Genomic DNA, 22,932 nt, shown 5'->3' on the forward strand with positions numbered 1-22,932 from the left:
TCGAGCGCGTTCGGCAGCGGACAAAACATCCACGTCACCGATCAGCAGACCGGGATCACCCATGAGTGCGTCGAGAATTCGCACGATGCGGCGACCGAGCTGAGCCATGGTTCCGGCATCGAACAGTTCGGTGGCGTAGTCGAAAACAGCAGTGACCGTGTCGGATTCGTCAACGGTGACGACGAGGTCCATCTCGACTCCGTCGTGCGGCAAGCCGGCGGCACCGAATCGAAGCGCTACTTGCGCCAGCGGGCTGTAGGAGCCCGATCTGGTCAGACCCAGGCCTCGAACGACATCTTCGAACGACACCTCACCATGAGCGAGGGCTGCGTCGAAGTCGGCAGTGGACGCATCGACGAAGTCGGCGAACGACTGCTGTCCGTCCGGGTTGGTCCGCAGAACTACGGTTTCTCCGTTGCCGGTGGGCACAGCGATCGAGATGTCGTCGGTAGTCGCCAACCGCGAAAGGAGCACGGCCAGAACGGATTCGAATACGACGAACCGCGTCGTGGACCGTTGCGTCGCCAGCCGCTCGACAGCGGCCCAGGATTCGGAACCGAGGGTGATCTCGTGCGAAGCGCGGACATGACCGATACGTGCGGGACGTGGTCGGTCGCTGGGAAGGTCGAGCAGGTCCGGGGAATCGGCAAGCCGATCGGTCCAGTAGGAGAGTTGAGCAGCGACGCGGCGGCGGCGTTCGCCCTCGCGGGCGCTGTCCGGGTGGACGTCGTTGACAGGGACGTCGGGGCCTGCCGCGATGAACGCGTGCGCCATGTCGACGAAACTGGAGTGATGTGCCGTGAGGTCGTCGTCGTCGTAGCGGTTCGGGTTGGCTCTGAAGTCGACGAAAGTTTTTGCCGGCGAACCGCTCTGGTAGACATTGACCAACAGGTCCTCGACCGGACCCGACGTCACGATATTGAATTCGCCGACGATCGAACCTAGTTTGATCTGCTGGTGAAACAGCATCATGTTGACCATCGGACCGGCGAGTTGCTTGTCACTCCCCGAGGCCGCCAGTTCGCGCCGAATGTCTTCGATGCTGAAGCGCTGATGCCGAAGCGCACCCATCAACTCGAGCTGTACCTGCTGCACGAGTTGGCCGACGGTGGCGTCCTGGGAGACATGAATCGGAATCGGTGCGACGTTGACGAGCATCCCACCGGACCGCCGAAGCAGCGCGGTGGTGCGAGCGGACACCGGAATGTTGACCAGCACGTCGTCTCGCCCGGTCATTCGGGAGAGATAGCAGCCGAAGGCGGCGATGAACACAGCGGCAGCGGTGCCGCCTTTGGATGCGTCCGATCCTTCGAGCGCGGTGACGACGTCCTCGGGCAGAGCAACGGTCCGCAGCTTGCTGGCGGCGATCGTGCGACCGTCCGTGTTCGACAACGATGCACCGTCGGCAATGTTCGCGGCGCGGTCGATCCAGTACTTCTTGTCGGCCTCGAAACGCGTCGACGTTCGGTAGTCCTGATCGAGTTCGTACAGTCGGCGAAGTTCTGCCGCCTTGTTGGGCTCGGGTTCGCTGTGTTCGACGGCAGCGGTGTAAAGCGCCGCCGTGCGATTGACGAGGGTCATGGCACCGTAGCCGTCGAGGGCGACATGGTGGATCTTGCTGTACCAGAGGTTCCGGTCGTCCTCGATCTGGATGATCCAGCTTTCGATGAGGTTGTCGTTCTCCATGTCGACCGGCTGAACGTAGTTGTGGTCGATCCACCGCAGCGCCGAGGCCATCGGATCTTCCTCGTCGCGCAGGTCGAGGTAGTGCACGGATTGATCGATGGAGTGATCGACCAGCTGAACGGCTTCGCCGTCCACTTCGGCGAGTCGGAGGTAGGCGGACTGGAACTCGTGTCCCGCTTGTGCCGAAGCTTCTTGCAGCACGGCTATGTCGAGGTTGCCTCGCAGATCCACGTACTGGGCGATGCAGACCGCTACATCGGGCGCGAGTTGCTGGGCGAACCACATGCCCCGTTGCGCGGACGACAGCGGAAAGCCGTTCTCGAAGCCGGTGCCGGTCGGGGGCGTCTGGGACCCACCGGTAATTGCTGCGCGCATCTACTTACCCTTCGGCGACACGGTCGTGGCCGCGAAGGCCGACGTCGGATCCATCGACTCGGAACTCTCGGTCCGATTTCGAGTGTCGAGCCGCGGCGGCTTGTGCGCGCGATTGAGCAATTCTGGATTCCGTTCTGGTCTGCGTTCGTGTCGGTTCACACACGCTCGATGCTTAGCAGGGCTTTATTGATTCGTCACGCGTGGTCCACCGGATTGAAACGGGGACGCGCCCTGGTTTTACCGTACGAACCGAACTACGAGTCCGTCGAATGTACGCGCATCGGTAACTGAACCTACCGTCGTCTGAGACATGAACTTCCCCTCCCCGGCCAGGTATGCGACCCGGACACAATGTCGGCGTCGATACTTCGATCCCAAACCATTCGTGGACGGCGCTCCACGCTCCGCCATCCATTTGAAGCCACACCCTGAAACCAGCATCCAACACATCCAGCGGCTTACAAAGATACAACATTCGCTCGGGTCTTTTGTGCAGTAGTCATAAGAAGCATCGACTGCCGCTTCCACCCTGTTACAGGAGGGATCATGTGCGCCACTCGGGCGTGCGCTATTCCATCGAACGAATGACACCCCACTCCGTGAAAACCGAACCGAGTCAGAAATTACCGACTCCACGATCGAATATAGCGAGAAATACCGACTTCGCGAATGTTCAGGCACGCAGGCGTCGTCGCCCTGTCAGTAGAGCGGCACCGAGGCCGACGGCAGCGGCCAGGCACAGGACCAGCTCGGATCCGAAGCCGAGCCGCGTGGCGACGGTCAGTGATCGTCGCAGTTCGACACTCGACACCAGCACGTCAGGGGTGAACAGCGGCGTCTGTTGCAGTATCTCGCCGTCGGGCGACACGATTGCGCTGACACCGCTCGTAGCGGCCACCACGACCGTCCTGCCGTGCTCCACCGCCCGTACTCTGGACATCGCGAGTTGCTGGTACGTCATTTCGGTGTCGCCGAAGGTCGCGTTGTTGGTGGGGATCGCGATGAACTCGGCTCCGGCCTCGACCGATTCTTCGAGCGCGCGGTCGAATGCAACTTCGTAACATGTCGCTATTCCGGCGGCTATTCCGCCGGTATCGACCACACCGTTTCCGCTTCCGGGGACGAAGTACCCTGCCCGGTCGGCGTATTCCGAGAACAATCGGAAGAAACTTCGGTAGGGCAAGTATTCGCCGAACGGTTGAATTATCTTCTTGTCGTGCCGTTCGCCGGGACCGTCGGTACCGTTCCACGCAATGACGGAATTCGAGTTCGTGCCATCGGCATTGACCAATACCGTTCCGACGAGTATCGGCGCACCCACGGCTACCGATGCCTGTGTGATGAGTGTCGCAGCGTCGGCGTTCCTGAGCGGGTCGATATCCGACGCGTTCTCGGGCCACACGACCAGATCCGGGGCCGGTTGCCTGCCTGCCTCGACATCGGCGGCCAACACCATGGTCTCCCTGACGTGATTGTCCAGAACCGCTCGGCGCTGTGAGTTGAAATCCAGGCCGAGCCGCGGAACGCTGCCCTGCACGGCGGCGATGGTCACCGTCCTTTCGCCGTCCTCTGCGCCGTTGGAGTGCAGAGTGGGAAGCAGAGCCAGCGCCACGATCGACGCGGCAGTCGTCGCAGCGACGGGACCGACGAACGACCGTATTCCGTCTCGGCGCAAGATCACCAGCAGGAGCGCGGCCAGCCCTGTTCCGGTCGAGGCGACCCCGAAACTGAGCAACGGTGCACCCCCGATGCTCGCCAACGGCAGCAGCCAGCCGTCGGGTTGTCCGAAGGCCAATCGGCCCCAGGGGAAGCCTCCGAAGGGAACACTCGATCGCAACCACTCGGCCAGGCTCCACACCAGCGCCATCGACAGCGGCCACCACGCACTTCGTGCGACGAGCACACCGAGCACGCCGAACAACCCCACGAAGACGGATTCGGCAGCAGCCAGCGCCAACCAGGGCACCGGCCCCACGTACACCCCGATCCAGGGGAGAAGTGGAACGAAGAATCCGAGGCCTGCGGCATACCCGTAGCCGAATCCGGCCTTCGACGACACCGACGTTCGCCCGCCGACGCCGGTCAGTACCAGCGCAAGCAGAGCAATGCCCAGCGGTGCGAGGAACCACAGCGTTCGAGGAGGGAAGCTGGCGAATATCAATGCACCGGCCCCGACCGAGGCGATGGTCGACAGCGCTGCCGTGCGCAGCCTGGTACCGCGTGAGAGTGCCGGTGCTGTCGTCGAATCGCCCTCACTGCTCATGGATGACCTGCCCACGATGCACGGTCATCGAGCACTGCGGACTCTCGGACGACGCGTCGAGGCTGGGCAGCGGTGACACCCCCGCGCGCGGATCGGTCGACCACCGTTGGACGCTGTCCTTGGGCGCCCGTACGACGAGTTCGTCGACGTCCCAGACCGCGAAGGAGGCCGGCGCTCCCGGCACCAGCGTGCCGGCCAATCCGTCACGGACTCCCCCTGCCCGCCACGCACCGCGGGTCGCGGCCGAGAACGCGGCTCGAGGCGAGACGGCACTTCCCGGTGTGTGGTGGTTCACGGCGGCTCTCGTCGTCGACCATGGATCGAGGCGAGTCACCGGTGCGTCCGAACCGAAGGCCAGCGATACTCCGGCCGAGGCCAACCGCGCGAACGGATGGAGGGAGGCGGCGCGTTCGGTCCCGAGCCGCGCTGCGTACAGCCCGTCCGAACCGCCCCACAATGCGTCGAACATCGGTTGCACGCTGGCGATCACGCCCCACGAGGCCAAGAGATCGGACTGCTCCGGTGTCACCATGGTCAGATGCTCGAGCCGGTGCCCGCGGGCGGCGACGGCGGGTGCCCCGAGCTCGGCCACGACTCGTGCGAAGGCGGTGACGGCGGCTGTGACCGCGGCGTCGCCGATGACGTGAAAGCCGGCTTGCACTCCCGCTGTGGTGCAGGCCGAGATGTGCGCAGTGATCGCGTCGACGTCCTCGTAGGACACTCCCGATCCGGGGCCGTCCGCATAGGGCGAGGACAACCACGCGGTGTGCGATCCCAGTGACCCGTCGACGAAGATGTCACCGGCCAACCCGTGGGCACCGGTGTGTGCGAGCACCCGGTGCGCCTGCTCGGCCGTGTCGACCAGTTCACCCCAGTAGCCGCGTACTTCGACTCCGTGCTCGGTTGCCATCAGTTCACGAAAGTCGTCGACGCCCGACACGATCGGACCCGCGCACTCGTGAACGGCCACGATCCCCTGCGCAGCAGCACGGTCCAGTGCTGCCGATCGGGCCCGGGCTCGAGTGTCGGCGGTGATCATCGACCGAGCCGTCAGCCGCGCGAGGTGATGTGCCGCTGCGGTGAGCGGAGATTGCGCCGAGAATCCCGAAGTGGCCTCGATGCCCGACGCGGCCGCTCGAAGCGGAGTCGAGACGGCAGCCGAATGCGAATCGACACGAGTGAGATACACGGGTCGACCGGAAGCTGCCGCGTCGAGGTCCGCCGTCGTCGGTGAGCGCTGTTCGGGCCACTCGGATTCATCCCAGCCGTGTCCCCAGACGAGCGAGTCCGAGGAGGAGGACGCGTAGTCGGTGAGCGAGCGCAGGCAGTCGTGGAGAGATCTGCAATGGGACAGGTCCAATCCGATCATCGACAGCCCCAGATCGGTGACGTGCACGTGCGTGTCCACGAATGCCGGTGCGACGAAGGAACCCGCGAGGTCGGTGATGGGTACTCCGGGATGAAGCGCCCGGCCGGTGCGATCCTCACCGATCCAACTGACGATTCCATCGGTCACGGCCATGGCGGTGGCATCGGAGGCCATCGGACTGTAGATTCGTCCGCCGCAGAACAATTCGGTGGTCACGAACGACCAGTGTGCCCCTACCGGTGCGGCTTCCGGAAATCCCCGCTCACGTGATCGAACCGATCGGCTTCGATCACCTGGCCTTCGAGAATCGGTACGGAACGGGACGTGTTCGGGACGCTACCGCTGCCGTCGGCTCGATCGTCGACGACCTCGCCGTCGATGACGGTGGGGCGCATGCGGCGTGTCGCGGTCGCAACCTGCGGCAGCCAGCGTGCCGCCGCCCACATCACGGCCGGGCGCAGCAGCCACCGGGTCGGCGGGATCAACAGCAGCAACCCGATCACGGTGGTCACCAAACCCGGTACGAACATCGCGACCGAGCCTGCGGCGAACAGAGCACCGTCGGCCACCGCGCCGCCGGCCGGTCGCTCGCCCCGCGAAGCACTTCGCAGGCCGTCCAGAACGCGTCTACCTTGCGAGCGCACCAGCAGTGATCCGATCAGGGATCCGCCGATCAGCAGCACCACGGTCCACAACACACCGAGAGCGCTTCCCACGGCGACCAGTGCCGCGACCTCGATCACGACATAAAGTACGAACAGAGCAAGCATGACGGTCCTTTCTTCGCTTCACCGGTACAACGCTCGGGGCTTCGGAATTGCTCCCGAAGTGCCCTGTTTGCCGGGAAATTCTCTAAGAACCGGGTCGTACGAGGCCGGTCTCGTACGCCAGCACAACAGCCTGTACTCGGTCGCGCACGTTCAGCTTGGTCAGAATCCGTCCGACGTGTGTCTTGACGGTCGCCTCGGACAAATGCAGCACGGACGCGATCTCGGCGTTGGACATGCCGGTAGCCAAGTGCATCAGCACCTCCCGTTCACGTCCGGTGAGTGTGTCGAGAACCGACGCATCGGTGGTCGAGACGGTATGAGCGACGAAACGCGAGAGCAGCCGCTTGGTGACCTTCGGTGAGACGACGGCATCACCTGCGGCCACACTACGAATAGCGGAGACCAAGTCCTCGGGTGGAGTGTCCTTGAGCAGAAATCCGCTGGCACCTGCGCGAAGTGCGCCGAGGACGTGCTCGTCGAGATCGAAGGTCGTCATCACCAGAACTCGCGCGTCGGAGCCGGATTCGGTGATGGTGCGAGTGGCCGTCACGCCGTCGACGCCGGGCATGCGGACGTCCATCAGCACCACGTCCGGTGCCAGCCTGGCCACGGCCTCGATGGCCCCGGCACCGTCGGACGCCTCCCCCACCACCTCGATGTCGTCCTGGGCCTCGAGCACCATGTTCAATCCCATGCGCATGAGTTCCTGGTCGTCCACGACGACAACGGTGATCAGCACCGACCCAACCTAACCCTCACTCGATCGGCAGAGTTGCCCGCACGAGCCAATTGCCGTGTCGGGTACGACCCGCATGCAGCGTGCCGTGCAGCACGGCCACTCGCTCACGCATCCCGAGCAGTCCGTGACCGCCGCCCTCTGCCGACGTCGGTGCTGCCGCGCCGGTGCCGTTGTCGGATATCTCGACCGTGACCGTCTGTTCTTCGCGGACCACTTTGACGACGGCGCGGGGAGCGTGTCCGGCATGGCGGAGAACGTTGGTCAGGGACTCCTGGACCAACCGGTGCACGCCCAGGCTGATCGCGGGGCTGATGTCGTCGAGGTTTCCGGTCTGTTCGAGCTCGACGTTCAGTCCAGCGCGGCCCATCATCTCGACGACACGAGCGAGTCCGGCCGTTCCGTAGAGCGGCATGTCATCAGAATCCGGGGAGGTGCGAAGCAGCGCAACGGTTCGACGCAACTCGGCGAGCGCCAGCCGACCGGTCGTGGAGATGTTGGCAACGGCCTGCTCCGCGCGTTCCGGATTTCGCCGAATGGCGTACGAGGCTCCGTCGGCCTGAACCACCATGACACTGACACTGTGGGCTATCACATCGTGCAGCTCACGGGCAATTCGCGTGCGCTCGGCGATCACGGCCTCTTCGGCGCGGCGGTCTCGGTCGTACTCGGCCACGACCAGTCGAGCCTGCGTCGCCTCGTCGTACGCCCGTCGGGCACCGAGAAACTCCGCCGCGAGCCAAGACAGCGCGTAGAGAAGCGCGCTGAACAACAATGTCGTGACGATCGGCTGGTCGAACAGCAGCATGGACGCAACGGAATACGCGGCGAGTGCAACGGCATAGACCGCACCCTGAACTCGGCCCTCGTATGCGACCAACGTGTACAGCATGATCGGAAGACCGAGCGTTGCCGGGTGACCGTTGAAAGCATCACCCGCCATCGTGCCGGCAATGTCGCACGCGCCCGTGGCCACGAGAGCGAGCGCCGCGATCGACCGAGGAAGTCGACGCCGCCACGCTATGGGAACCGACAGTACGACCGCGAATACCAGGAACAACGGCCCGTTCAGTCCGTCGACCGAGCTGGCGAAGACCAACATTTCGATGACGAACAGTCCCGCTGCCAGAAGGGCATCGGCCACGAAGGGTTGGCCACGTAGCCACAGGCTGAAACGACGCATGTGATTGAGTTTGCCGCATGACTGCCGCGGACTGGGGACTGCTGATGGTGGCCGCGACGGCAGCCGGCTGGGTCGATGCCGTGGTCGGCGGAGGCGGCCTCATCCTGCTGCCCGTCATCCTGCTCGTGGCACCTCAACTGACTCCGCAGGCAGCGTTGGCGACGAACAAGGCGACTGCGATCTTCGGCACCGTCGCGGCGGTGGTGACCTTCGCGCGGAAGGTCCCGCTGAACTGGAGAGTGTTGATTCCGGCCGGTGCCGTCGCTGCGGTGGCCTCGGCCGCCGGAGCTGCGGCAGTGTCGCTGATCGATCGCGAGCTGTTCATCCCCATCATCATGTTCGTGCTCGTCGGCGTGGCACTGCTGGTGACGTTCCGTCCGACCATCGGCGTGACCGCGGCCCCAACGCCCCCGACGCATCGCAAGATTGTGATCGTCATCGGTCTCGCGGCCGCGGGGATCGGTTTCTACGACGGCATCCTCGGGCCCGGCACAGGTACGTTTCTCATCATCGTGTTCGCCACGATGCTCGGGACGGAATTCGTGCGAAGTGCCGCGATGGCGAAGGTGATCAACGTCGGATCCAACCTGGGTGCCCTCGCATTTTTCGCGGTCACCGGAAGCGTCTATTGGCAACTCGGAGCGGCCATGGCGGCGTGCAACGTCATCGGTGCCGTCCTGGGCTCGAGAACAGCAGTAGCCAAAGGTGCCGGGTTCGTCAGAATTGTCCTGCTCGTCGTCGTGGTCGGGATGGTCGTGCGGCTCGGATGGCAGCAGTTCGGCTAGCGTCAGCCTTGTGACGAGACAATCGGATCGGTCGGTCGACGCCGACTTCCTCGCCCTCCCCCTGCGGGCCCTCGCGGACGCCGCCCTGAGCGCAGCCCGATCGGCAGGGGCGTCCCATGCCGATGTGCGGGTACAGCGCTTGACGACCCAGTCGATCTCGCTACGCGACGGCTCGGTTCAATCCGCCGTCGATGCCGGTGAGATCGGTCTCGCTGTGCGCGTGGTGGTCGACGGCACCTGGGGTTTCGCCTCGCACGCCGAACTCGGCATCGATGCAGCTGCAACGACAGCCCGGAGCGCTGTCGAGGTGGCCATGGCATTGCGGGCCCTCAATCGCGAACGCGTCGAACTCGCCCCCGAGCCGGTCTATTCCGATGCGACATGGGTCTCGCACTACGACGTCGATCCGTTCGAGGTGCCCACCGCAGACAAGGTGGGGCTGCTGGCGGAGTTTTCCTCTCGCCTTGCCGCATCGGACGGCGTCGACCACGTCACTGCCTCGGTTCTGCAGATCAAAGAGCAGTCGTTCTACGCCGATCTGGCCGGGAGCACCATCACTCAGCAGCGGGTGCGGCTGCACCCACAGTTCGAGGCGACCACCGTGGACCGATCCGTCGGTGCGTTCGAGACCATGCGGACACTCGCACCTCCGGTCGGACGTGGCTGGGAATATCTCGGTGAGAACAGCACCTGGGATTGGGCCGACGAGCTGGCCAGGATCCCCGAATGGCTGGCGGAGAAGGTCAAGGCGCCGTCCGTGGTGGCCGGACCGACCGATCTCGTCATCGACCCGACCAACCTGTGGCTGACCATTCACGAATCTATCGGGCACGCAACCGAATACGATCGCGCCATCGGTTACGAGGCCGCGTATGCGGGTACCTCTTTCGCAACCCCGGATCAGCTCGGGACGTTGCGGTACGGATCGCCCATCATGCATGTCACCGCCGACCGGACAGAAGTGAACGGACTGGCCAGCATCGGCTACGACGACGACGGAGTGGCGTCGCAGAAATGGGACCTGGTCCGCGACGGGACACTGGTCGGCTACCAACTCGATCGGGTGTTCGCCCCCAGGCTCGGGCTGGATCGCTCCAACGGGTGTTCGTACGCGGATTCTCCACATCACGTTCCGATCCAGCGCATGGCGAACGTGTCGTTGCAACCCGACCCCGACACCGACAGAAGCACCGCCGACGTCATCGGGGCGGTCGAGGACGGGATCTACGTCGTCGGCGACAAATCCTGGTCGATCGACATGCAGCGCTACAACTTCCAGTTCACCGGCCAACGGTTCTATCGCATTCGCAACGGCGTGCTCGACGGCCAGGTGCGCGATGTTGCGTATCAGGCCACGACCACCGAATTCTGGGGCGCGATGGATCTGCTGGGCGGACCCTCCACCTGGCGACTCGGCGGTGCCTTCAACTGCGGCAAGGCGCAGCCCGGTCAGGTGGCCGCTGTCAGCCACGGCTGTCCGGTAGCGCTGTTCCGCGGCGTCGACGTCCTCAACACCCGATCGGAGGCAGGTCGATGATTGCCGCACAAACGCTGGTAGAACGCGCTCTCGCGTGCTCGAGCGTCGACGACACGATCGTCGTCGTCACCGACTCCAGCGACGCGACGCTTCGGTGGGCCGGTAACTCGATGACCACCAACGGAATTGCGACGTCACGGCGCTGGGAGGTGGTATCGATCGTGCGTGGTGCCGATACCGCCAGAGTGGGCACCGTGTCGTCGACCAGTGTCCACCCCGAGGACATCGAGGCAGTCGTACGAGCGAGCGAAGCGGCGGCGCGATCGGCCGAGCCCGCCGCCGACGCGATGCCTTTGCTGCCTGAGAATTCGGCCGTTCCCGAGAACTGGGACCATCCTGCGCAACACACGTCGATCGCCGTGTTCGGCTCGCTCGCAACGGAGTTGAACGTCGGATTCGACGGCCGCGACAGGCTGTACGGGTTCGCGCAGCATCGGGTCGACAACGTCTGGCTCGGAACGTCGACCGGTCTGCGTCGTACGTTCACGCAGCCGACCGGTTCGATCGAGATCAACGGCAAGCGATCCGGGGCGAGCGCGTGGGTCGGCACCGGAACCACCGACTTCCAGGATGTCTCGGCCCAGGCGATGCTGGCCGAGCTGTCCACCCGGCTCGGCTGGGCGCAGAACACCGTCGAGTTGCCGGCCGGTCGCTACGAGACCGTGTTGCCGCCCTCGGCCGTGGCCGATCTGATGATCTACCTGATGTGGACCATGGAAGGTCGCGGAGCTCAGGAAGGCCGCACCGCTCTCTCGCGTGCCGGCGGAACGCGAGTAGGCGAGAAGCTGACCGATCTACCACTCACGCTGTACTCCGATCCGCAGGCGGCCGGTCTCGAGTACGCCCCGTTCGTGGTTGCCGGATCGTCCAGCGACGCGGTGTCGGTGTTCGACAACGGCATGGAAATCGACCGTGTCGACTGGATGCGCGATGGATCGGTTGCCGCACTGTCCTATCCGCGCGCTTCGGCAGCGAGGTTCGGAGCCCCTGTCGCGGTGCCGGGAGAGAACCTGATCATGACGGGCGGCGCGGATACCCATCTGGACGCGATGGTGGCCGAGACCGAGCGTGGGCTGCTGCTGACGACGCTGTGGTACATCCGAGAGGTCGATCCGAGCTCGCTGTTGCTCACCGGATTGACCAGGGATGGGGTGTACGCCATCGAGAACGGGCGGATCACAGGTGCAGTGAACAACTTTCGCTTCAACGAAAGCCCGCTGGATCTGTTGCGCCGCGTCACCGAGGCGGGTGCGACGGAGGCGACACTGCCGCGCGAGTGGAAGGACTGGTTCACTCGCACGGCGATGCCACCGCTGCGCATTCCCGATTTTCACATGTCCTCGGTCAGCGCAGCCCAGTAGCGTCGGCCCGAACTACTTGTCGGGTCCGGTGAGCTCGAGGGCGATGTTGTCCGGGTCGCGGAATTCGACGATGGACATTCCCGGACCGGCATCCTTGATGCCCTCGTGTGCGATGCCCAACTCGTCCAGAGTCTTCACTGCATCCTCGAGCGCGGCTCGTGTATCCACGGTGAAGCTGAGGTGATCGAGCCCGCAACGGTCTTCACCGAAGGTGTCATCGCTGGGTGCGACCGGCCGTAGGCCGAGCAGTCCTCCGCCGAACTTGTAGATGACGCCACCGAACAGGAACCACAGTGCCTTCTTGGTCTCCTCGTCGGCAGCGGGGTCCCAGGCGTAGGCGACGTCGAAACCGAACACCGAGTCGTAGAACGACCGGGATCGGTCGATGTCGCTGACGGTGAGGCGAACATGGTTGTAGTCGGTCACTGCAATCGGCACGTGATGCTCCATTCCGGCAGCAGGGGAAGCTGCCTTACGAAGTATTCGGAGCAGCGCATACGAGCGATGGTGCCGATTCGACCGCCTCAGGCCGCGGTGATGGCCAACCCGACCGATCCGCTCTTGCCGCGCCGGAGCACACTGCCTTTGACTGTGAGCCAACCCAGGATTCCGTACTTCGATGCGACAGCGGCACGCGCCTTGTCGGTTCCGGCTGCATCGAGAATCCGTGCAGCGGCGTCGACTGCCTCACCCTGGGGATTGCCCCGCATGTCGCACGGCGCGATCGTCACTGTCGGGTTGCGCCGAATCCGTTTGACCTTCCACGAATCGGCAACGGTCCACATGAGCAGTTGCTCACCGTCCAGAGCGCCCCACAGCGGGGTCGGTACGGCGGTGCCGTCCTTCTTGAACGTCGTCAGCAGTACGTACTTGCCCTGTGCAATGTCTTCGAAGGTGGCGACCATACCCGTCAGACTACGTCGCTACTCACCTTCGAGCTCGCCTTCGGTCTCCAAATAGATCTGGCGCAATCCGTCGAGAACCTGCTGGTTCGGCTCGGCCCACATCTGTCGCTCCGCCGCTTCGAGAAGTCGTTCGGCAATGCCGTGCAGTGCCCAGGGATTGGACGCCTGCATGAACTTCTGGTTCTGCTCGTCGAGCACGTAGGTCTCGGCCAGTTTCTCGTACATCCAGTCCTGCACGACATTCGTGGTGGCGTCGTAGCCGAAGAGGTAATCCACGGTCGCGGCCATCTCGAATGCACCCTTGTATCCATGTCGACGCATGGCCTCGAGCCATCGTGGATTCACCACTCGAGCGCGGAACACCCGCGCGGTTTCCTCCGACAGTGTGCGGGTGCGGACCGATTCCGGACGCGTGCTGTCACCGATGTACGCCTCGGGCGACTTCCCGGTCAACGCGCGCACGGTCGCAACCATGCCGCCGTGGTACTGGAAGTAGTCGTCGGAATCAGCGATGTCGTGCTCGCGCGTGTCGGTGTTCTTGGCGGCCACGGCGATCCGCTTGTAGGCGGTGCGCATGTCGTCCGAAGCGGGTATTCCGTCGAGCCCGCGTCCGTACGCGAAGCCGCCCCACGTGGTGTAGACCTGCGCCAGATCGTCGTCGCTGCGCCAGGTCTTGCTGTCGATCAACTGGAGCAGCCCGGCGCCGTAGGTACCCGGCTTCGAGCCGAAAATGCGGGTTGTGGAGCGTCTTTCGTCTCCGTGCTCGGCCAGGTCCGCCTGGGCGTGTGCACGGACGTAGTTCTCATCGGGATCCTCGTCCAATCCGGCGACCATGCGCACTGCGTCGTCGAGCAGCGCCAGCACATGAGGGAACGCGTCGCGGAAGAAGCCGCTGATCCGGACTGTCACATCGATACGAGGACGGCCGAGTTCGACGAGATCGATCACCTCGAGCCGGGTGACGCGGCGCGAGGCTTCGTCCCACACAGGCGAGACACCCAGCAACGCGAAGACCTCGGCGATGTCGTCGCCGGAGGTCCGCATCGCCGACGTGCCCCACACCGACAATCCGACGGACTTCGGCCACTCACCGTGATCCTGCCGGTAGCGAGCGAGCAGCGACTCCGCCATCGCCTGCCCGGTCTCCCATGCCAGTTTGGACGGTACGGCCTTGGGGTCGACCGAATAGAAGTTGCGTCCGGTGGGCAACACGTTGATCAGTCCGCGCAGCGGCGATCCACTCGGGCCGGCCGCGATGAACCCGCCGTCCAGCGCGTGCAGCACCTGCTCGATCTCGCGCGAGGTGCCCCGCAACCTCGGCACCACCTCGGCGGCAGCGAATTCGAGAATCCGCGCAACGGTCTCACCGTGCTCGCCCGCGACCCGCGCGGCTTGGTTCGGGTCCCACTGGGTTGCCTGCATGTCCGCGACCAGTCCGTGGGCCACCGCTTCGACAGCGTCGACGCGCGTGCGCTCCTCGTCACCGTCCTCGCTGAGGCCGAGGGCTTCGCGCAGACCGGGAACGGTCTGTTCGCCACCCCACATCTGCCGGGCCCGCAGCATCGCCAACACGAGTTCGACCTCGGCATCTCCGACGGGCTCCTGGCCCAGGATGTGCAGTCCGTCGCGAATCTGTACGTCCTTGATCTCGCACAGCCACCCGTCGACATTGAGCAGCATGTCGTCGAAGACTTCCTCGTCGGGGCGTTCCTCGAGCCCGAGATCCTTGTGCATCTGCGCGGCGGTCATCAGCGTCCAGATCTGCTGGCGAATCGCGGGCAGCTTGGCTGGATCGAGCGTCGAGATGTTCGCGTGCTCGTCGAGCAGCTGCTCGAGCCGGGAGATGTCTCCGTAGCTCTCCGCGCGCGCCATCGGAGGAATGAGGTGATCGACGAGAGTGGCGTGCGCTCGACGCTTGGCCTGTGTGCCCTCCCCCGGATCGTTGACGAGGAACGGATAGATCAGGGGCAGATCGCCCAGCGCCGCATCTGTTCCGCAGGAGGCGGACATGCCGAGTGTCTTGCCAGGCAACCATTCCAGGTTGCCGTGCTTACCCAGATGGACCATTGCGTCCGCACCGAAACCGCCGTCGTGCTGGGTGGCCGAAATCCACCGGTAGGCCGCAAGGTAATGATGACTCGGTGGCAGATCGGGGTCGTGGTAGATCGCCACGGGCTTCTCGCCGAACCCGCGCGGCGGCTGCACCATGATGACGACGTTGCCGAATTGCATGGCGGCGATGACGATCTCACCGTTCGGATCGGCCGATCGATCGACGTAGAGATCTCCCGGTGCCGGTCCCCAATGCTCGACCACCCCGTCTCGCAGATCGGCGGGCAGTTGCTCGAACCAGCGGCCGTACTGCGCCGCCGAGATGCGAATGGGATTGCCCTCGAGCTGGGCGTCGGTGAGCCAGTTGGGATCCTGGCCGCCGCGGGCGATCAGCGCATGGATGAGTGCATCACCGTCGCGCGCAGCAAGGCCCGGCACCGAATCCGGGCCCTCGAGCGGTCCGAGGTCGTAGCCGGCATCGCGCATGTCCGACATCAATGCGATTGCGCTGGCCGGAGTGTCGAGGCCGACGGCGTTGCCGATCCGCGCATGCTTGGTGGGATAGGCGGAGAACATCAACGCGATGCGGCGATCGGCGGCCGGTATGTGCCGCAGCCGCGCGTGTCGGACGGCGATTCCTGCCACCCGAGCGGCGCGCTCGTGATCCGGCACGTACGTGGTCAAGCCGTCGTCGTCGATTTCCTTGAACGAGAACGGGACCGTGATGAGACGGCCGTCGAACTCGGGCACCGCGACCTGAGTTGCGACGTCCAGCGGCGACAGGCCGTCGTCGTTCTCCGACCACGTCGCGCGAGAACTCGTCAGACACAGACCCTGGAGAATGGGCACATCGAGGGCGGCGAGTTCGGCGACGTTCCAGGACTCGTCGTCACCGCCGGCCGATGCTCCTGCGGGTTTGGTGCCTCCTGCAGCCAGAACGGTCACGATCAACGCGTCCGCCGACTTCAAGGTCTCGAGCAGGTCGGCTTCCGCCGTACGAAGCGACGCGCAGTAGATCGGAAGCGCGGTGGCACCGGCGTTCTCCACCGCGGCGGCGAGGGCATCGATGTAGGTGGTGTTGCCGGCCAGATGCTGGGCGCGGTAGTACAGGATCGCGACCGTCGGTCCGTCGGGATGAGGCGTGGAGTTCCGCTCGAGGAGTCCCCAGGTCGGGAGGTGCCTCGGAGCGTCGAAACCGTGCCCGGTCAGCAATACGGTGTCGGAGAGGAAGTTGTAGAGCTGACGCAGGTTGTCCGAGCCGCCCTCGGCGAGATAGTTGTGGGCTTGGGCGGCAACGTTCGCGGGAACCGTCGAGATCTCCATCAGGTCCGCGTCGGGCGCCTGCTCACCGCCGAGAACGACGACGGGCAGTCCGGTCGCGAGGACCGCGTCGAGACCCGACTCCCACGACCGTCGCGAACCAAGAATGCGCACGATGATCAACGCGGCCGATGCAGCCATCGCCGGAATGTCCTCGGCGAGTAAGCGGGAAGGGTTGCCCCAGGTGTAATCGGCTCCACTGGCGCGAGCGCTGAGCAGATCGGTGTCCGACGTGGACAGCAACAAGAACACGGGTGACGCCCTCCTCGGGGGTTTTCGCGCCCCTGAAATCGGTGAATCTTCTCTTCGGCTCGTGGGCGAGAGGGTCTGACTCCAGCCCCGTCCCGAAGGATGTCAGGGGCGTCACAGTGGCGCGACCGTACCGGATTCTCACCGGTTTCCTCTCGGCCGTAGCCGTGAACACCGAATGCTACCGGTGCCGGCACGACATCGGCCCACCCGTCGCACTTGTAGCCTGGGAACATGACATCGCCAGAGAGGTCGTTGCCTGACGGTTGCCCCGGAGCGCTGACGACGCACCTGGCCGCGGACGGTCCGCTGGCGCGGATCAGGCTGCCGGGCGGTGTCCTGCGGCCGGGGCAGATGCAGGTGCTGGCGCAGGCAGCAGCAGAGCTGGGCGACGGCACGTTGGAGCTGACCTCTCGGGGCAACATCCAGGTGCGCGCGGTCAAGGATCCGGACGGTCTGGCGAGCAGGTTGGCCGATGCCGGGTTGCTGCCGTCCGAGACGCACGAACGGGTGCGCAACATCCTCGCCTCACCGCTCTCGGGTCGGGTCGACGGTCTTGCCGATGTCCGGGCACTGGTCGGAGAACTGGACGCGGGCCTCTGCGCGCGCCCCGACCTGGCCGAACTACCAGGAAGGGTGTTGTTCGCACTCGACGACGGCCGAGGCGACCTCTGCGGCTTGGAACCGGATTTCGGTGTCTACGCCCAGGCAGACGGTTCGTATGCGCTGCTACTGGCGGGACACGACACCGGAGTTCGAGTCCAACGCGACGCCGTGGTGTCGACTCTGCTCGAGTGCGCCGGATCCTTTGTGGAGCTTCGGCGAGCCGAATGGCGCGTGGCCGAACTCGACAACGGAGCAGCTCGAATTCTCAAACGTCTGCAGCTCACTGCCGGCCCGGCCCTGACCCTTCCTGCGCCCGTCGAAGTGCCGCCGATCGGCTGGCTCGACCAGGTCGACGGCCGCGTGGCGTTGGCCGCGGGACTGGCCAACGGTGTTCTCGGCGCGCGGCTCGGCGAGTTTCTCGCGGCGATCGATCGTCCGCTGATCATGACCCCGTGGCGATCGTTGGTCGTGTGCGATCTGGACGAGGAACCGGCCGAGCAGGTCGTGCGCGTGCTGGCCCCGATGGGCCTGATCTTCGACGCGGCCTCGCCGTGGATTCGGGTGAGCGCGTGTACCGGATCGCCGGGCTGCGAGAAGTCGCTGGCCGACGTGCGCACCGACCTCGCAGCCGCTGTGGATGCTCGGATGACTCCGCGTGACGAGCGGCAACACTGGTCCGGGTGTGAGCGACGTTGCGGACGACCCAAGGGCGAGGTCACCGACGTGATCGCGACCGGAATCGGCTACCGCGTGTCCTGACGGCACGAGACCGGATGCCTGCTGAGGTGCCCCTCTCCCCTATCGTGAAACGCATGCACGACTACGTCCGCGACGGCGCGGAGATCTACCGGCAATCGTTCGCGACCATCCGAGCCGAAGCGGATCTGTCTCGGTTCGCACCTGATGTCGCCCAGGTCGTCGTGCGCATGATTCATGCGGTCGGCGAGATCGATCTGACCGACACCATCGGATTCACCCCGAATGTCGTAGCGTCTGCTCGCGCCGCGCTACAGGCAGGCGCTCCGGTCCTGTGCGATGTCAACATGGTGGCCACCGGAGTGACGCGTCGACGACTGCCCGCAGACAACGAAGTGCTGTGCACCCTGTCCGATCCACGGGTGCCCGAGCTGGCGAAGAGTTTGCGAACCACGAGAACGGCTGCAGCGCTGGAACTGTGGGGAGACAAACTGGACGGCGCCGTCGTCGCGATCGGTAACGCACCGACCGCACTGTTCCACTTGATGGAGTTGCTCGCTGCCGGGGCCCCGAAGCCGGCGGCCATTGTCGGTGGACCGGTCGGGTTCATCGGTGCCGCGGAGTCGAAGGAAGACTTGATCACCGCAGACACCGGCGTCGAGTATCTGCTGGTTCGAGGCCGGCGTGGTGGCAGCGCCATCACTGTTGCTGCGGTCAATGCCATTGCGAGCGAACAGGAATGAACACGGCCGGAAAGTTGTGGGGAGTCGGCGTCGGTCCTGGCGATCCGGAGTTGTTGACCGTGAAGGCCGCTCGCGTGATCGGCGCGGCCGACGTCGTCGCGTTCCACAGTGCACAGCACGGCCGGAGCATTTCCCGCGGGCTCGCGTCCGGTTACATGCGTGACGGGCAAATCGAGGAACATCTGGTCTATCCGGTGACCACCGAGACGACGTCACACCCGGGCGGTTACCAGGGTGCGATCGACGAGTTCTACGAATCCGCCGCCGCGCGACTGGCTGCCCACCTCGACGCCGGGCGGTCGGTAGTACTTCTCGCCGAGGGTGATCCGCTCTTCTACAGCTCGTACATGCACATGCACAAGAGATTGGCCGATCGCTTCGAGGTCGAGATCGTCCCCGGCGTGACGTCGGTCAGTGCCGCGTCTGCCGCCCTGGCGACTCCACTCGTGGAGCGCGACGAGGTGTTCACGGTGCTTCCCGGTACCTTGCCCGCGGACGAGCTCGCGCGGCGGCTTCGGGGCACGGACGCAGCCGTCATCATGAAGCTCGGCCGGACCTACCCGACAGTGCTCGAGGCCCTCGAACGATCGGGCAGGCTGACCGAGGCGCGCTACGTCGAGCGTGCCAGCACACCCGAGCAGCGAGTGCTCGACGCATCCGACGCGGACAACGTCCCGTACTTCTCCATGATCGTGGTACCGAGTCCATCCAACCGCAGCGAAACGCCCTCCGGCACCGGCGAAGTGGTCGTCGTCGGTCTCGGTCCGGGCGACGATGCCTGGACGACGGACGAGGTCCGTGCCGAACTTGCCGCTGCCACCGACCTGGTCGGCTACGTCACCTACGTCGACCGAGTACCGCAGCGCCCCGGCCAGATCCGGCACTCGAGTGACAACAAGGTCGAGTCCGAACGTGCCGCCTTCGCACTCGATCTCGCCAAGCAGGGTCGCCGCGTTGCCGTGGTCTCCTCGGGTGATCCGGGCGTGTTCGCGATGGCGACGGCGGTCATCGAGGTTGCGGCCGAAGAACAATGGAACTCCGTACCGGTTCGGGTCATGCCGGGAATGACGGCAGCCAACGCCGTTGCCAGTCGGGTGGGGGCCCCACTCGGCCACGACTACGCCGTCGTCTCGCTCTCCGACCGACTCAAGCCCTGGGATGTCGTGGCATCGCGGCTCGCGGCGGTGGCCGGAGCCGACATGGCAATCGCGATCTACAACCCCGCGTCGAAGTCTCGTACCTGGCAGGTCGGCGCAATGAAAGAGCTTCTGCTCGAGCATCGCTCACCGCAGACGCCGGTGGTGATCGGACGAGCGGTGGGCAGTGCGGACGAATCTGTTCGCACCGTCACACTCGGTGAACTCGATCCCGAATCGATCGACATGCGGTGTCTGCTGATCGTCGGATCCTCGATGACCACCGTGGTGGACACGGGAAGTGGGCCGAAGGTCTTCACCTCCCGGCGCTACCCTTCGAAGGTTCCGTCGTCAGCGTCCGGATAGCCGGTTCGTCAACCAGGCCACGGCGGCATCGACCTCGTGCACGGTCTGTGCCGAGGTCGATGTCTCAGGACGGGCCACCATCAGTACCGGGATCGATGCTGCTCTCGCCGCATCGAGTTTGGCCCGAGTCATATCGCCGCCGCTGTTCTTGGTGATCACTACGTCGATACGGTTGTCTCCGAGCACCGTCGACTCGTGGTCCGTGTCGAAGGGCCCCCGGTCGAGCAACAGGGTCATTCGCGGCGGCACCGGTCCGGTAGGCGGGTCGATCGCTCTGACCAGAAACCAGGAGTCCTCGACGTGCGCAAAATGGTGCACACCCTGCCTGCCGATCGTGAGGAAGACCCTGCTGCCGGGCGTGACCGACGCCGCCGCGTCGGGCAGGGAGGCAACCGACGTCCATCGATCGCCCTCCCCCGGAATCCATGGCGGGCGAGTCAGTACGAGTAGGGCAACTCCTGTTGCTCGGGTGGCACGCTCGGCGTGTGCGCCGATGGTCGCTGCAAAAGGGTGCGTTGCGTCCACCACCGCATCGATGCCGTTGTCTCGAAGCCACACCGCAAGCTTGTCCGATCCACCGAAGCCGCCGATTCGGGTCTGCCCGACGGGGAGTATCGGATCTGCCACGCGCCCGGCCAACGAGGTGATCGTCTGGATCCCCGGCATTCCATCCACAGCAGCAGCGAGGGCTCGCGATTCCGAAGTACCGCCGAGAATCAAGACTCTCACTGTTTCGTCGAATACGGTTTCGTCGCACTCCACTGGGTGACCGGCAACTGCGGCCTCCACGTGGTGAATGCACCGAGAGCTTCGCCGCGGTAGATCTGAAATCTGCGCAGCTCACCGCCGAACCGCTCCGCCGCAGAAAGCAAGAGCGAATCCGATTGAGCAGTAACCGAATTGGCGACCACGCGACCACCGGCGCGCACTGCGCGCCAGCACTGCTCGAGCATGTCGGGCGAGGTCAACCCGCCACCGATGAACACAGCGTCGGGCAGTCCATCCTCTGCCGTGACGTCGGTGAAGCTTTCGGGGGCTTCACCGAACACGCTCAGGCTTGGAACTCCCAGACGCAGTGCATTGTTCTCGATCTGAGCGCGGCGATTCGGCGAGGATTCGAATGTCACTGCGCGGCAGGATGCGTCGGTCCGCATCCATTCGATGGCGATGGTTCCCGATCCACCTCCGATGTCCCAGAGCAGCTCCCCGGGTGCAGGTGCCAAGGCACTGAGCGTCAGAGCTCGTACTTCCTGTTTGGTCATCTGACCGTCCCCGCCGAAGGCGGAGTCGGCCAGGCCTGGAATTCGAGTGTGCCGGGCGGACCCGGGATCTCGAACGCAGGCGAGCGCCACGACGTTGAGTGAGTCGATGCCGTCGAACGTGGAGTCTCGGGCGATCCCGCCGATCGTTCGCTCGGCCGGACCGCCGAGCTGTTCGAGCACCGTCAACTTGCTTGCGCCGAACCCGTTGGCGGACAACACGGCTGCGATCTTACCGGGGGTGCCGCTGCCGCGACTCAACACGAGCATCCGTCGACCGTCGGCCAGTTCCGGCAACAGCGTCTCGACGGGGCTGTTCACCAGCGACACCGTCGTGGTGTGCTGGAGTGCCCAACCCAATCGCGCACACGCCAGCGAGACCGAGGACGGAGCGGGATGCACTCGCAGCCGCTCGGCACCGAACTCCCGCGCCAGGCTCACCCCGATTCCGTAGAACATCGGATCCCCGCTGGCCAACACGCAGACGCGAGAACCCTCGTATGCGTCGACCATGGGTCTCAAATTCGGCAGTAACGGGCTCGGCCATGTTCTGGTCTCGGTGCAGTGTGCCCGTACCCCCGCGACCTGGCGGGCGGAACCGAACACCACGTCTGCCTGCTCGATGGCTGTGCGGGAGGTGCCGGACAGTCCGTCCCAGCCGTCCGCTCCGACTCCCACGACGAGGATCGGACGTGGGCTCGATGTCGACATCAGCGGGGCATCCTGCGCCAGAGCCATTGCGGCAGGAGCCGCATGGCGAAGAACACCGGTCGGAGCGTGCCCGGAATCCAGACGCTGGCAGCGCGTTTGCGCAACGCGGCAACCACGACGTCGGCGACCTGATCCGGAGTACTCGACAGCGGTGCCGGTGTCATGCCCTCGGTCATGGAACCGATGACGAATCCGGGACGGGCAAGCAGTAGGTGTACCCCGCTGCCGTGCAGCGAATCGCTCAACCCGCTGGCGAACCCGTCGAGGCCGGCTTTGGCGGATCCGTACACGTAGTTGGCGCGCCGCACCCGAACGCCCGCGACCGACGAGAACACGACCAGGTCGCCGCTCCCCTGTGCCCGAAGGAGCTTCGAGGCGTGCGTGAGCACCGAGACCTGCGCCAGGAAGTCCGTGGTGATGACATCGAGAGCATGCTGGGCGTCGTTCTCGGCGCGGGCTTGGTCTCCGAGGATGCCGAACGCGAGAACCACGACTCCGATCGGCCCGTGCCGCTCGGCCACATCGCGCAGAAGGTCGGCATGGGTGTCCATCGCGTTCGCGTCGAACTCGACCACGTGCACTGCGTCCGCGCCGGCCTGCCGGACCCGGAGTTGCTCTGTTTCGAGCTCGTCGCTACGTCGGGCCGCAAGAACGACGGTTCGCCCCGGGGCGAGTCGGGTGGCGACTTCGAGCCCGATCTCGCTGCGGCCGCCCAGCAGCAACAGCGTTCCGACCGCGGGCTCTGCTCGTCTGCTCACGCCGACCAGTCTGGCCGATCGAACACCGTTCACCGTAGTCGGGGGCTGAGTCACTACAGTCGGGAC

At 65.1% G+C, this 22,932-nt stretch carries 18 protein-coding genes; 6 read left to right on the forward strand and 12 right to left on the reverse strand.

Translation table 11 applies throughout. From position 1 onward, the window contains the following. From RHODMAR_RS15855 to RHODMAR_RS15880, 6 genes are all read right to left on the reverse strand, one after another. Window positions 1–2,061: condensation domain-containing protein (locus RHODMAR_RS15855; RefSeq protein WP_008716264.1), on the reverse strand; the 2,061-nt coding region annotated here is incomplete at its 3' end. A gap of 673 nt (window positions 2,062–2,734) precedes the next feature. Then, on the reverse strand, window positions 2,735–4,324 hold the full coding sequence (gene lnt / locus RHODMAR_RS15860) for an apolipoprotein N-acyltransferase (RefSeq protein WP_008716266.1): 1,590 nt from the start codon (window positions 4,322–4,324) through the stop codon (window positions 2,735–2,737). Next, window positions 4,314–5,909, reverse strand: coding sequence for an amidohydrolase (locus RHODMAR_RS15865; RefSeq protein ID WP_008716269.1), 1,596 nt, complete (start codon window positions 5,907–5,909; stop codon window positions 4,314–4,316). Before RHODMAR_RS15865 ends, lnt begins: the two co-directional genes overlap by 11 nt. Window positions 5,910–5,926: 17 nt before the next feature. Then, window positions 5,927–6,463 (reverse strand): FxsA family protein, encoded by a 537-nt coding sequence (locus RHODMAR_RS15870; protein ID WP_008716270.1) that lies wholly within the window; start codon window positions 6,461–6,463, stop codon window positions 5,927–5,929. Window positions 6,464–6,545: 82 nt separating this feature from the next. Continuing rightward, window positions 6,546–7,202, reverse strand: a complete 657-nt coding sequence (locus RHODMAR_RS15875) for a response regulator (RefSeq protein ID WP_008716274.1) — start codon at window positions 7,200–7,202, stop codon at window positions 6,546–6,548. A gap of 16 nt (window positions 7,203–7,218) precedes the next feature. Next, window positions 7,219–8,382 (reverse strand): sensor histidine kinase, encoded by a 1,164-nt coding sequence (locus tag RHODMAR_RS15880; protein ID WP_008716276.1) that lies wholly within the window; start codon window positions 8,380–8,382, stop codon window positions 7,219–7,221. Window positions 8,383–8,399: 17 nt separating this feature from the next. Here RHODMAR_RS15880 and RHODMAR_RS15885 point away from each other — a divergent pair, with 17 nt between their 5' ends. From RHODMAR_RS15885 to RHODMAR_RS15895, 3 genes are read left to right on the forward strand one after another with little or no spacing between them, the layout of a single operon-like run. Then, window positions 8,400–9,167, forward strand: a complete 768-nt coding sequence (locus RHODMAR_RS15885) for a TSUP family transporter (RefSeq protein ID WP_008716277.1) — start codon at window positions 8,400–8,402, stop codon at window positions 9,165–9,167. 10 nt (window positions 9,168–9,177) lie between these two features. Then, window positions 9,178–10,704 carry a TldD/PmbA family protein gene (locus RHODMAR_RS15890; RefSeq protein WP_008716278.1) on the forward strand — a complete coding sequence of 509 codons (1,527 nt, stop codon included), beginning with the start codon at window positions 9,178–9,180 and terminating at the stop codon, window positions 10,702–10,704. Further along, on the forward strand, window positions 10,701–12,065 hold the full coding sequence (locus RHODMAR_RS15895) for a metallopeptidase TldD-related protein (RefSeq protein ID WP_008716280.1): 1,365 nt from the start codon (window positions 10,701–10,703) through the stop codon (window positions 12,063–12,065). Before RHODMAR_RS15890 ends, RHODMAR_RS15895 begins: the two co-directional genes overlap by 4 nt. Before the next feature lie 12 nt (window positions 12,066–12,077). On the opposite strand, the gene RHODMAR_RS15900 is transcribed toward RHODMAR_RS15895, so the two are convergent. From RHODMAR_RS15900 to cobN, 3 genes are all read right to left on the reverse strand, one after another. After that, the gene (locus RHODMAR_RS15900; protein WP_008716281.1) at window positions 12,078–12,503 is read right to left on the reverse strand and encodes a VOC family protein; all 426 of its coding nucleotides are present in this window, start codon (window positions 12,501–12,503) and stop codon (window positions 12,078–12,080) included. Window positions 12,504–12,589: 86 nt separating this feature from the next. After that, window positions 12,590–12,970, reverse strand: a complete 381-nt coding sequence (locus RHODMAR_RS15905; protein WP_008716283.1) for a PPOX class F420-dependent oxidoreductase — start codon at window positions 12,968–12,970, stop codon at window positions 12,590–12,592. An 18-nt stretch (window positions 12,971–12,988) separates the two neighbouring features. Continuing rightward, window positions 12,989–16,594, reverse strand: a complete 3,606-nt coding sequence (gene cobN, locus RHODMAR_RS15910; RefSeq protein ID WP_008716285.1) for a cobaltochelatase subunit CobN — start codon at window positions 16,592–16,594, stop codon at window positions 12,989–12,991. A gap of 231 nt (window positions 16,595–16,825) precedes the next feature. On the opposite strand from cobN, the gene cobG reads away from it, so the two are divergent. Genes cobG through RHODMAR_RS15925 form a run of 3 tightly spaced genes read left to right on the forward strand, consistent with a single transcriptional unit; the run spans window position 16,826 to window position 20,138 of the window. Further along, window positions 16,826–17,956: a precorrin-3B synthase gene (gene cobG / locus RHODMAR_RS15915; RefSeq protein ID WP_051048061.1), complete on the forward strand. Its 1,131-nt coding sequence runs from the start codon at window positions 16,826–16,828 to the stop codon at window positions 17,954–17,956. 53 nt (window positions 17,957–18,009) lie between these two features. Then, complete coding sequence (locus RHODMAR_RS15920; RefSeq protein ID WP_042939517.1) at window positions 18,010–18,636, forward strand: precorrin-8X methylmutase; 627 nt, start codon at window positions 18,010–18,012, stop codon at window positions 18,634–18,636. Next, complete coding sequence (locus RHODMAR_RS15925; protein ID WP_008716292.1) at window positions 18,633–20,138, forward strand: precorrin-2 C(20)-methyltransferase; 1,506 nt, start codon at window positions 18,633–18,635, stop codon at window positions 20,136–20,138. Before RHODMAR_RS15920 ends, RHODMAR_RS15925 begins: the two co-directional genes overlap by 4 nt. Here the strand turns inward: RHODMAR_RS15925 and RHODMAR_RS15930 are convergent. Genes RHODMAR_RS15930 through RHODMAR_RS15940 form a run of 3 tightly spaced genes read right to left on the reverse strand, consistent with a single transcriptional unit; the run spans window position 20,124 to window position 22,866 of the window. Continuing rightward, window positions 20,124–20,867, reverse strand: coding sequence for a cobalt-precorrin-6A reductase (locus RHODMAR_RS15930; protein ID WP_042939519.1), 744 nt, complete (start codon window positions 20,865–20,867; stop codon window positions 20,124–20,126). The two genes, RHODMAR_RS15925 and RHODMAR_RS15930, sit on opposite strands and share 15 nt — an antisense overlap. Next, complete coding sequence (locus tag RHODMAR_RS15935; protein WP_008716295.1) at window positions 20,864–22,108, reverse strand: bifunctional cobalt-precorrin-7 (C(5))-methyltransferase/cobalt-precorrin-6B (C(15))-methyltransferase; 1,245 nt, start codon at window positions 22,106–22,108, stop codon at window positions 20,864–20,866. Before RHODMAR_RS15935 ends, RHODMAR_RS15930 begins: the two co-directional genes overlap by 4 nt. Beyond that, on the reverse strand, window positions 22,108–22,866 hold the full coding sequence (locus tag RHODMAR_RS15940; RefSeq protein WP_042939531.1) for an SDR family NAD(P)-dependent oxidoreductase: 759 nt from the start codon (window positions 22,864–22,866) through the stop codon (window positions 22,108–22,110). Before RHODMAR_RS15940 ends, RHODMAR_RS15935 begins: the two co-directional genes overlap by 1 nt. Window positions 22,867–22,932 lie beyond the last annotated feature (66 nt).

The organism is Rhodococcus sp. AW25M09 (assembly GCF_000333955.1).
Lineage (GTDB): Bacteria > Actinomycetota > Actinomycetes > Mycobacteriales > Mycobacteriaceae > Rhodococcoides.

What these genes read in the sequence shown, in the direction of transcription:
- cobG (WP_051048061.1), top strand. Translation starts at nt 16,826, where the DNA reads ATGACATCGCCAGAGAGGTCGTTGCCTGACGGTTGCCCCGGAGCGCTG.
- RHODMAR_RS15925 (WP_008716292.1), top strand. Translation starts at nt 18,633, where the DNA reads ATGAACACGGCCGGAAAGTTGTGGGGAGTCGGCGTCGGTCCTGGCGAT.
- RHODMAR_RS15935 (WP_008716295.1), bottom strand. Translation starts at nt 22,108, where the DNA reads ATGTCGACATCGAGCCCACGTCCGATCCTCGTCGTGGGAGTCGGAGCG.
- RHODMAR_RS15880 (WP_008716276.1), bottom strand. Translation starts at nt 8,382, where the DNA reads ATGCGTCGTTTCAGCCTGTGGCTACGTGGCCAACCCTTCGTGGCCGAT.
- RHODMAR_RS15920 (WP_042939517.1), top strand. Translation starts at nt 18,010, where the DNA reads ATGCACGACTACGTCCGCGACGGCGCGGAGATCTACCGGCAATCGTTC.
- RHODMAR_RS15895 (WP_008716280.1), top strand. Translation starts at nt 10,701, where the DNA reads ATGATTGCCGCACAAACGCTGGTAGAACGCGCTCTCGCGTGCTCGAGC.
- lnt (WP_008716266.1), bottom strand. Translation starts at nt 4,324, where the DNA reads ATGAGCAGTGAGGGCGATTCGACGACAGCACCGGCACTCTCACGCGGT.
- RHODMAR_RS15885 (WP_008716277.1), top strand. Translation starts at nt 8,400, where the DNA reads ATGACTGCCGCGGACTGGGGACTGCTGATGGTGGCCGCGACGGCAGCC.
- RHODMAR_RS15870 (WP_008716270.1), bottom strand. Translation starts at nt 6,463, where the DNA reads ATGCTTGCTCTGTTCGTACTTTATGTCGTGATCGAGGTCGCGGCACTG.
- RHODMAR_RS15905 (WP_008716283.1), bottom strand. Translation starts at nt 12,970, where the DNA reads ATGGTCGCCACCTTCGAAGACATTGCACAGGGCAAGTACGTACTGCTG.